Origin of the sequence: Mesorhizobium sp. ORS 3428, from assembly GCF_001854785.1 — a bacterium.
Lineage (GTDB): Bacteria > Pseudomonadota > Alphaproteobacteria > Rhizobiales > Rhizobiaceae > Mesorhizobium.
This window is the reverse complement of sequence record NZ_MDFL01000030.1, coordinates 1-6,670: the sequence shown is the minus strand read 5'-3', so window position 1 is coordinate 6,670 and position 6,670 is coordinate 1. Positions and strand designations below refer to the sequence as shown.

At 66.4% G+C, this 6,670-nt stretch carries 5 protein-coding genes; all 5 read right to left on the bottom strand.

The features are described 5' to 3' along the window. Positions 1-173: 173 nt before the first annotated feature. Positions 174-440, bottom strand: a complete 267-nt coding sequence (locus tag ORS3428_RS05370) for a GCG_CRPN prefix-to-repeats domain-containing protein (protein ID WP_071095275.1) — start codon at positions 438-440, stop codon at positions 174-176. A gap of 85 nt (positions 441-525) precedes the next feature. Continuing rightward, positions 526-2,106, bottom strand: coding sequence for an indolepyruvate oxidoreductase subunit beta family protein (locus ORS3428_RS05365; protein WP_071095273.1), 1,581 nt, complete (start codon positions 2,104-2,106; stop codon positions 526-528). Beyond that, positions 2,099-4,252: a thiamine pyrophosphate-dependent enzyme gene (locus tag ORS3428_RS05360; RefSeq protein ID WP_071095271.1), complete on the bottom strand. Its 2,154-nt coding sequence runs from the start codon at positions 4,250-4,252 to the stop codon at positions 2,099-2,101. The genes ORS3428_RS05365 and ORS3428_RS05360 overlap by 8 nt, the downstream gene beginning before the upstream one ends. Before the next feature lie 48 nt (positions 4,253-4,300). Beyond that, the gene (locus ORS3428_RS05355; protein ID WP_071095269.1) at positions 4,301-4,783 is read right to left on the bottom strand and encodes a MarR family winged helix-turn-helix transcriptional regulator; all 483 of its coding nucleotides are present in this window, start codon (positions 4,781-4,783) and stop codon (positions 4,301-4,303) included. After that, positions 4,783-6,357, bottom strand: coding sequence for a phytoene desaturase family protein (locus ORS3428_RS05350; RefSeq protein WP_071095268.1), 1,575 nt, complete (start codon positions 6,355-6,357; stop codon positions 4,783-4,785). Before ORS3428_RS05350 ends, ORS3428_RS05355 begins: the two co-directional genes overlap by 1 nt. Positions 6,358-6,670: the final 313 nt, after the last annotated feature.

Below are 6,670 nucleotides of genomic sequence, written 5' to 3'. Positions count from 1 at the left end.
CGCCCTGACCCATATGCGATAGCCCTGCCCACAAGGGGGAGATCGGCCGTCACCACCGGCAGGACAGAGGGGGGCGCTGTCCCGCCGACGTTTCGAGATTTCTTCTTGTGCAAGAACCTAAGCAAAACGCCCGCACCGTTTCCGGGGCAGGCGTCGAGACGATCCAAGGGCGATCACCAGCTCCAATAGCCTGGGTGCCAGCGGCCGTGATACCAGAAGCCCGGGTGCCAGTGGCGCACCGGCCGGATGATCACGCGGCGGTTYGGCACGCATCTGCCCGAGTGGTTCATGTGCCAGCCGGGACCGCAGCGCCAGCCGACGGGTTCGATCGGCAACGGCGCAGCACTCGGCTTAACAAGCGGCATGGCCTGCGAGCCGGCGCCGGACAGCATCAAGGTGCCGGCGGCCAAGGCGATGGGCAGAATGTGTCTTGTGAGCATAAGGTTTGTCTCCGTGATCACCCCCATCACGGTTGAACGGAATTCCGGCTGAACGCCCGTCGCAGCGGCAGAGATCACATCTTCGTTAGCGAGCGATGCTTTCGTTGAGCGTCGCCACGGTCTTCAGCGCGCCGTCCAGCATGTCGCCCTTTTCGTCCTTCAACGCCGCCTCGCGCAGGCGGCGGATCCAGTCGGCGGCGTCGTCGCGGCCCTCGAGCATGGGAAGCGCCGACAGCACGCGATCGAATTTCGACTGGGCGCGGGCATGGGTGTCGCTGTAGCCCTTGATCAGCCGGCGGCAGTTGAGGATTTCCAGCCCGAGCGCATAGTCTTCTCGCGCATGGGCGAGTGCCAGCTCATACCAGCGCTCAAGATGCTCGACCTCGACCTTGTGGCGCAGCAGGCGGCGGCGCCAGCGGCGCAGGCCGCCGATGAGCCACAGCATGGCAAAGCCGGTGAAACTGTCGGTGCGGATGTGGCGGCCGCGGTTGATGCGGCGGTCGAGGAAGGCGGCGAGCCTCGGCCGGTTCTCGATGTAGCTGCCAAGCCCGACAGGCAGCGTGCCGCAGAACTCCTCGATGCGCGGATGGAAATATTCGGTGACCTGCAGGACCGAGCCTTCCCTGACGCCGACCTCCCTGCGCACGCGCTGGTCGCGGGCCGACCGTGTCTTCAGATCGGCGACGCGGATCATGTCGTCGTAGCACATGGCGTTGGCGAGATGTTTCGCCGCCGCGATCGACAGYCCGTAGCCGCGCTCCGTATCGTCCAGCCCGACCGCCTTTGCCAGCCGGTCGAGATATTCGCCGCCATAGGCGATATCCTGGAAGTCGACGACCTTCCTCAAGCCGCGTTCGGCCATGTCGCGCACCGGCTCCGGCAGTGACGCGATGCGGGCGGCGAGGTCCTGCCAGCCCTTCAGCAAGGTTTCCGGTCCCCGGACCTTCGCCGGGCGGGCTTCGGGAGCTGCAGGTTTCGCCGCCTTGTCACCGGTCGGCGCGGCCGCGATGCCGCGCGCGCGATCATAGGCGGCGGCGAAGGCGGCAAGGCTTGCGTTGACGCCGCGGCCGCCGGCGCCGATCGCCTGCTCGTAGCTTTCGCGGGTGAAGGGCAGCGTGTCGGAACCGGCCAGCGCGCCGAGCAGGCTCGCCGAGATCACCGAGCCGTTCTCGACGGCGATCTTTTCCATGTCGAAGGCGATGAAGCGCTTGGCCGCGGCTTCGGCCGTCGTGTGCACCTTTTCCGATGAAGCATGGCCGTCGCCCGGCTCGATCTTTTCCGAGACGGCGGCGATGCGGTGCGAAGAGGCGATCAGCGTCGTGCGCTCCGGCGTGACGAAGCCGCGGATGATGGCGCGGCCGGCTTCCATCAGCTCGGCGGCGATCAAAATATCGACGTCGCCCTGAGAGGGCGACAGCGCGAAGACCGGCAGCCGGCCGGTGTCGCGGGCCATCTCGATGTAGTAGATCGTGGCGCCGGTGCGCTGCGCAACGCCGGCGACTGAGGTCGACTGCGCGATATAGCCGTTGCGCTCGGCGACGTCGGTGATCCAGTCGGCGAGCACGCCGCCGCCCTGGCCGCCGACGGCGAGCACGGCGAGCTTGATGACGCGCTCGTCGTCATGGGCGCCCGCCTTCGGGCGCAAGGGTGAAGCCTGCTCAAGCATCGGCGAACATCAACCGGCGGCTCTCGCGACGCCGCTGCAAAAGGCCGATGACGGCGCGGCGCGCGCTTTCCAAAACACGGTCCCAGCGGCCGGGATTGTGGACGACATCGGCGCGGTAGAAGGAGGGGCAGAGCACGGCCGCATCCGCCACCTCGCCGCAATTGCCGCAGCCGACGCAATTCTGGTCGATGCTGGCGACCGGATCATCGCGCAGCGGATCGTCGAGCGTCTTCACCGACAGCGACGGGCAGCCCGACAGCCGCATGCAGGCATGGTCGCCGGTGCAGATGTCCTCGTCGACGCCGAATTTCGGCTTGACGATGCGCTCGCCCCCCTTGATCGCCTTGTCGACCAATGGCTTCTCGCGGCGCTGGCGGTTCAGCATGCATTCGGAGGAGGCGACGATGACCTTCGGTCCCTTCTCTTCGGTGGTCAGCGCCTCGCGCAGCGTGTCGCGCATCTTGCCGACATCGTAGGTGCGGTCGATGTGGCGCAGCCATTTGACGCCCATGCCCTTCACCGCCTCGGTGATCGGATGCTTGGTCGACTTCGTCCGGTTCGAGGCGCGCGAGGACAGGATGTCCTGACCGCCGGTCGCGGCCGAGTAGTAATTGTCGACGATGACGATGACTCCGTCATTCTTGTTGAAGACGGCWTTGCCGACCGAGGAGGTGAGGCCGTTGTGCCAGAAGCCGCCGTCGCCAACGAAGGAGATCGAGCGGCGCTTCGCTTCCGGCGAATTGAAGGCTGAAGCCGAGGCCGGCCCGAGCCCGTAGCCCATGGTGGTGGCGCCGAGCTCGAAGGGCGGCATGATCGAGAAGAGATGGCAGCCGATGTCGGAGGCGATATGGTGGTTGCCGAGTTCCTGCTCGACCAGCTTTGTCGCAGCGAAGATCGGCCGCTCGGGGCARCCGACGCAGAAGCCGGGCGGCCGGCCCGGGACGACATTGACGAGATCGGCGGTGTCGACACCCTCGCCCTGCTTGTTCGGCGCGCGAACCTCGCCCGGCAGCAGATGCGGGGCGTTGGCCCGCAGGAAGGAGCCGATGCCGTCGAGCATCACCTGTCCGGTATATTCGCCGGCCATCGGCAGATGCTCCTTGCCGACCAGCTTGGTGCCGCGGCCGGCCTTGTGCAACATGGCGGCAAAGGCCTGCTCGATGTAGTTGGGCTGGCCTTCCTCGACGACCAGCACTGCCTGCTTGCCTTCGCAGAAGGCGAGGAACTCGTCGTCGACCAGCGGATAGACGGCGTTGAGCACATAGAGCGGCAAGTCGGTGTCGCCATAGGTGTCGGCGAGGCCGAGACGCTGCAGCGCGCGGATGACGGAATTGTACATGCCGCCCTGCATGACGATGCCRACGGAGCCGTGGTCCGAGCCGAAGAACTCGTTGATCTTGCGGCTGCGGATGAAGTCCACCGCCGCCGGCCAGCGCTTGGCGACCTTCTCCTTCTCATGCAGGAAGGAGGCGGGCGGCAGCACGATGCGGCCGGTGTCGCGGYGCGGCGCCGACAACGCATCAGCTACCGACATCGGCGGGCGCTTGTTGTCCTTGGCGATGAAATGGCCGTGGACATGGCAGCATCGGATGCGCACCTGCAGCATGACCGGTGTGTTGGAGGCTTCCGACAGCTCGAAGCCGTCCTCGACCGCCTTGACGATGGAAGGCAGGTTCGGGCGCGGATCGAGCAGCCAGACCTGGCTCTTCATGGCAAAGGCATGGCTGCGCTCCTGCATGATCGAGGAGCCCTCGCCGTAATCCTCACCGACGATGATCAGCGCGCCGCCGGTGACGCCGCCCGACGCCAGATTGGCGAGCGCATCGGAAGCGACATTGGTGCCGACCGTCGACTTGAAGGTGGCCGCGCCCCGGATCGGGTAGTGCACTGATGCGGCAAGCATGGCGGTGGCGGTTGCCTCCGAGGCGCTCGCCTCGAAATGCACCCCGAGTTCGCCCAGTATGTCCTGCGCGTCGGCGAGCACGTCCATCAGATGGCTGATCGGCGCGCCCTGGTAGCCGCCGACATAGCCGACGCCGCATTGCAGCAGCGCCTTGGTGATGGCGAGGATCCCCTCGCCCGCGAACTCCTCACCGGCGCCGAGCCTCAGCTTTTCGACTTCCTTGGCAAAAGACCGTTCGGCCATTTCTGCCTCCTTCCGTTGCCGCCCTTGGCGGGCGGCGTGTACGTCAATTCAAATGTCGTGCTTGCGGATATTCTTCAGCATCTTCTGCAGTATCGCGATCAGCGCGGCATATTCGGCATCGTCGACGCCGTCGAACATGGCCTCGAAGGCGTCATGCATGGCCGGCCACGCGCGCGTGAAAAGGGCGCGGCCGTCATCGGTCAGGAACACATGGCGGAAGCGGCTGTCGGTGACGCCCTGCTCGCGCCGCACCAGGCCTTGGCCCTCCAGCGCATCCAGCGTCCGGCTCAAGGTCGATTGCTCGATCACGGTGTAGACCGAGAGATCGTTGACAGTGACGCCGTCGGTGACCGAGAGCAYGRCCAGCGTGCGCACCTGCGGGATGGTCAGGCCTTGCTTGCGGAAATCCTCGCGCAGCGTGGCGTTGTAGCGGCCCATGATGCGGTTCATCAGATAGGGCGCGAATTGCTGCAGGCCGATCTCGCCGAGCGTCGAGATGCGCTGCCGCTTTTCCGGAACCTTCTGTTCCATCAGAGCCTCCCCGCCAACAGGAAGCCGGAGCCGCCGCCAAGCCCCGCGCCCGGGTGCGTCGAGGCGCCGATATGGTAGAGGCCTTGGATAGCGGTCTGGTGGTTGCGGCTTGCCTTGAACGGCCGCCACAGGAAGGACTGGTCGATGGTGGAGGAGCCGCCATAGGGATCGCCGCCGACCAGGTTGATGTTCATCGCCTCCAGATCGGCCGGCGAATAGGCGCGGCGCGCGATCACGCTGCCGCGGAAGCCGTCGATATGGTTGGCGAGGATCGCCTCGACGCGGTCGGCATAGGCCTCGCGCAGCGCTTCGGTCCAGCGCCCGTCTGCGGGCGCCTCGAGCTTGCCGACGGCGTCGCCCTTGATGTGGCGCGGCGCTTCCGGCAGTTGCAGCCACAGGATCGCCTTGCCTTCCGGACAGCGCGACGGGTCGAGCGCATGCGGCTGGCCGACACAGATGGTGGGCACTTCCGGCAGCAGGCCGCGCACGACCTCGTTGCAGGCTTTCGAGACGCCGTCGAGCCCCGGCGTCAGATGCAGCAGCGCCACCTTGTCCAAGCCCTCGCCGCCGCGCCAGGCCGGCGGCTTGTTCAGGGCGTAGTGGATCTGGAAATTGCCCTTGCCGTAGCGATATTTCAGCGTGGCTTCGGTAGCCGCCGCCGGCGCATCCTTGCCGAGCAGGCGGCTGTAGAGCTGAGTCGGCGTGACCGAACAGATGACGCTCTTCTTCGCCGTCAGCGTTTCGCCGGAAGCCAGCCGCACGCCGGTGGCGCGGCCGCCGGTCACCACGATCGAGGCGACATCGGCACTGACGCGGATTTCGCCGCCGCGCTCCCTGATCAGCGCTTCGAAAGCGGCGAGCAGGTTCTTCGCGCCGCCCTTGACGATCGGCGCGCCGGCCGCTTCCAACGCAAAGGCGATGACCTTGGCGATCTGGCCGGAAAAGGCGTCTTCCGGGCCAAGCCCGGCATGCAGCACCCAGGGCGCCCAGAGCGCGCGCACGGGTTCCGATTTGTAGGCGGTCTCCAGCCAGCCGCGCGCCGGTACCAGCGCCTCGCCCATGAAAGCGGCGAGGTTGCGCGGGCCGCGCCGCCAGGCCTCACCGGCGAGCAGCTTCGTCGTCGGGTAAGACCAGAGCGAACCGCCGAGCAGGCCGAACAGCAGCCCGGCATTGCGCTCGATGTCGCCGACATCGCCGCCATGGCGGTCGCCATCGCCGGAGGCAATTGCGTTCAGCGCCGCGATATTGGCGGCACGGTCGGTGGTGAGCACCGCATGGCTGCCGTCGGGCCGAAGCACACCGGTGGGTGTTGCGGTGTGGCAGAACTCCAGGCCATGCCGTGCAAGGTCCTTGCCGAGCGCGGCATAGGCCGGCGAGGTGATGAAAAGCACGAAGGTCGTCGCCATTACGTCATGGACGAAGCCGGGCGCCGTGATCTCCTCGGTGCGCATGCAGCCGCCGATGCGGTCGTTGCGCTCGAGCACGAGTACCTTGGCGCCCTTCGCGCCGAGCATCGCCGCGCAGACCAGGGCGTTGATGCCGCTGCCGACGATGATGTGATCGGGGGCAGTCATTGGGGAGCCTCCGGGAGGCAGCGTTCAAATGCGGGGGTTGGCGTTCCTTCGCGCCCCCCTCTGTCCTGCCGGACATCTCCCCCACAAGGGGGGAGATCAGCTTGCACCGCAGCTTTCGCTAATTGTCCAGGCTGCAGGATTGAGTAGGCCGCCCAAGCTGCCGATCTCCCCCCTGTATGGACTGGGGACATCGCGAACAGGTGTGCGAAGACATCGCGAACAGTTTCCCATGCTATCGGCGGATCGTGTTGAGGTCGATGGTTTGGATTTTCTGGTGCCGGAAGAAGACGTCGAAGACGCCGTCGATTTCGGT

What these genes read in the sequence shown, in the direction of transcription:
- ORS3428_RS05350 (WP_071095268.1), bottom strand. Translation starts at nt 6,357, where the DNA reads ATGACTGCCCCCGATCACATCATCGTCGGCAGCGGCATCAACGCCCTG.